General features: G+C 60.4%; 3 protein-coding genes. All 3 read right to left on the minus strand.

Translation table 11 applies throughout. From position 1 onward, the window contains the following. Positions 1-30: 30 nt before the first annotated feature. Positions 31-1,719, minus strand: coding sequence for a CTP synthase (locus WCA53_RS31890; RefSeq protein WP_423921139.1), 1,689 nt, complete (start codon positions 1,717-1,719; stop codon positions 31-33). 105 nt (positions 1,720-1,824) lie between these two features. After that, positions 1,825-2,661, minus strand: a complete 837-nt coding sequence (locus WCA53_RS31895) for an alpha/beta fold hydrolase (protein ID WP_423921144.1) — start codon at positions 2,659-2,661, stop codon at positions 1,825-1,827. A gap of 16 nt (positions 2,662-2,677) precedes the next feature. Then, a partial coding sequence (locus WCA53_RS31900) for a ComEC/Rec2 family competence protein (RefSeq protein WP_423921149.1) occupies positions 2,678-3,392 on the minus strand: 715 nt, incomplete at its 5' end.

Here is a 3,392-nt window from a genome sequence, read left to right on the forward strand (position 1 = left end):
GGTCGATGCCGACCTCGAAATCACACAGTTTCATGCAGACGCTCCAATCGGGACAGCAGGTTCATCGGTCTTCGCCAACCCCTGACGATGAGCCCGCGCCGCTTCCACGAATTCCTTGAAAAGCGGATGGCCGTTACGCGGTGACGAAGTGAATTCCGGGTGGAACTGCACGCCGACGAACCACGGATGCATGGACACCGGCAACTCCATCATTTCCGGCAAGTCCTCGCTCGGCGTACGCGCGCTGATCACCAGCCCGCCCGCCTCGAGTTGCGGCACAAACCGGTTGTTCACTTCATAGCGATGCCGATGGCGCTCGTTCACATCCGTGCCGTAGATCCGCGCCGCCATTGTGCCGGGCTTGATGGGACACTTCTGTGAACCCAGGCGCATCGTGCCGCCCAGATCCGATTCTTCCGTCCGCTTTTCGACGCGACCCGCCCGGTCGTACCACTCGGTGATCAACGCGACCACCGGGTTCGTTGTCGATTGGTCGAATTCCGTGCTGTTGGCGTCGGTGAGACCGGCGACGTCGCGCGCGAATTCGATCACGGCCAGTTGCATGCCGAGGCAGATGCCTAGATACGGGGTCTTCGATTCGCGTGCGTACTGGATCGCCTTGATCTTGCCTTCAGTACCGCGCGCGCCGAAACCGCCCGGCACGAGCACGGCGTCGAGGTGTTTCAGGGCGTCGATGCCGTCCGCGTCGATCTGCTCCGAATCGATGTACTCGATCTTGACCTTCGTCGACGTATGAATGGACGCGTGCTGCAGCGCCTCGATCAGCGACTTGTATGACTCGGTCAGTTCAACATACTTTCCGACCATGCCGATGGTGACTTCGCTTTGCAGGTTGTCGAGCTTCTGGACAAGATGCGCCCACATGCTGAGGTCGGCCGGCTTCGGTGAGAGCTTGAGCTCTTCGCACACGATGTCGTCAAGACCCTGGTCGTGCAGCATCTGCGGAATCTTGTAGATACTGTCCACGTCCCACACGGAAATCACCGCGTCTTCCGGTACGTTCGAGAACAACGAAATCTTCTGGCATTCCTCGATGGGAACGGGGCGGTCCGCGCGGCACAGCAATACGTGCGGCGAGATGCCGATTTCGCGCAGCTTTTGCACGCTGTGCTGCGTCGGCTTGGTCTTCAGTTCGCCGGCCGTCGCGATATAAGGCACCAGCGTCAGGTGCACGAAGCACGCGCTGTTACGCCCGAGGCGCAAGCTCATCTGACGCGCGGCTTCGAGGAATGGCAGCGATTCGATGTCGCCCACCGTCCCGCCGATTTCCACGATAGCCACATCCGGCTCACCACACGTGGCCGCTGCTGCGCCGCGCTGGAGGAACGCCTGGATTTCATTGGTGATGTGCGGAATAACCTGAACCGTCTTGCCGAGATACTCTCCACGGCGTTCCTTGCGGATTACCGATTCATAGATCTGGCCAGTCGTGAAGTTATTGCCCTTCCTCATCTTCGTGGTGATGAAGCGCTCATAGTGGCCCAGATCGAGATCGGTCTCGGCGCCGTCTTCCGTCACGAATACCTCACCGTGTTGAAACGGGCTCATCGTGCCGGGGTCAACGTTGATGTAGGGATCGAGCTTTAAGAGGGTGACTTTGAGACCGCGCGATTCGAGGATCGCGGCGAGGGAAGCGGCGGCAATACCCTTGCCGAGGGAAGAAACTACGCCGCCGGTGACGAATACATATTTGGTCATCGCTGGGTGCTCGCGGGAAAAACGGATTATACCCGAAAGGCGCCTCCGGACCCAGAGCGCGAAGCCTCCGTTTTTACGTTCTCGCAGCGCTATTTTACGCCGCCTTCACTCTACCTGATCGAGATCGAGGCGCAATCGATTAAGGATGCTTTGCAGCGCACGCGCGGTTTCGACCGGATGTTCCATCGGAAAGAGATGGCTGCCTTCTATCCATTCGAAACGTTCGCCCACGATACGCCGCGTCATCTCGAGCCCGACCTGCCGTACTTCTCTCGACTCCGTTCCCGCGATAAACCCGACTGGCACCGGTGCGCCATGTGCAACACGCGCGCCAAGCGTATGCGGCAATGTCTTATAGATGCGGAACTCGACCTCGCGGTCAAAAGCAAGCGCGCGCGGGCAGTTCGCGACGCCCGACGTATTTATATTGGAAGGAATCCCGAAGTCGATGTAATCGGACAGCATCCGCTCATCCCACCGAGCGAACGCCGGCTTCGAATGAAAGTGACGCCATGCGTCTTCGCGGTTTGCCCAGTGCATGCGACGTTTTTTTGTCACGGCGGCGGGCGACAAGCGCGTGTCGAGCCCGGTCCATTGCGACATGCGCAGCAAGCTGCTGCGCCAGCCGGCGATGATCGGCGAATCGAGCATGACCACGCCCTTCACCCAGTGCGGCCGCTTGAGCGCCGCCATCAGCGAGAGATAACCGCCGAGCGAATGGCCGGCCAGCCACACTTTCGCGCCTTCTGGACGCGTCTTGCCGATGTCCTCAAGAAGCTGCTCCACCAGATGCGGCCAGTCGCGCGTGACCGGAAACCGCGGATCGTGACCGAAGCATTCGATCGCACGAATGTCGTAGTCGTCCGCGAGCTCGGCGAAAATGGTCCGGTAGGTCGATGCGGGAAAGCCGTTCGCATGCGAAAAGTGCAGGATGTCTTTCAAGAAACGTCTCCTCTTTTTATCGCCCCATCCAGTAGCGGGCGTGAGTCTGCCTGAAACGCTCGATGGATACGTCAAACGACAGCTCCATGCGCACCGCGCCGTCTTCGTCGCTGCGAGACAGTTCTATATCGCGCATTCGATACCGCTCGAAAACCGTTGGATGCGGATGGTGAAAGCGGTTGAGGTAGCCTACCTGAAATACCGCGACACGCGGCTGCACGGCGTCGAGGAAAGGTTCAGTCGACGAAGTCTTGCTGCCGTGATGCGGCACGAGCAGCACGTCGGCGCGAAGTGCAGCCGCGTCGCGCTGAAGCAATTGACGTTCGACATCCGCTTCTATGTCGGCAGCGAAAAGTGCCGAGCGACCGCTCGCGCCAGTCACTTTCAGCACGCAGGACGTTGCATTCGGCTTGGCCGCGAGCGGACCCGGATCGGGCCATAGAACGTCGAACGCGACGCCGTCCCACTGCCAGCGCTGCCCCGCGACGCAACGCAGCGTGTCGCTGTGCCGGGCACGCGCGGACGCCCACGAAGGTTCCTTGGGCTTCAATGAAGCGAGAAACTGGCGCACATGGATGCTGTCCAGCACCGCCGGCGCGCCGCCCGAATGATCGGAATCGGCGTGGCTGATCATGAGCGTATCGAGCGTCGACAGGCCGTGCGCGAAGAGATAGGGCACCACGATTCGCTCTCCAGCGTGGGTTGATTCCGGACCGGGGCCTGCATCGAAG

The sequence above is a fragment of the Caballeronia sp. genome, from assembly GCF_049581465.1.
In the GTDB taxonomy this organism is placed as follows: Bacteria; Pseudomonadota; Gammaproteobacteria; order Burkholderiales; family Burkholderiaceae; genus Caballeronia.

Bases quoted from the DNA above. Each gene is read 5' to 3' on its own strand.
- WCA53_RS31890 (WP_423921139.1), bottom strand. From the start codon at position 1,719: ATGACCAAATATGTATTCGTCACCGGCGGCGTAGTTTCTTCCCTCGGC.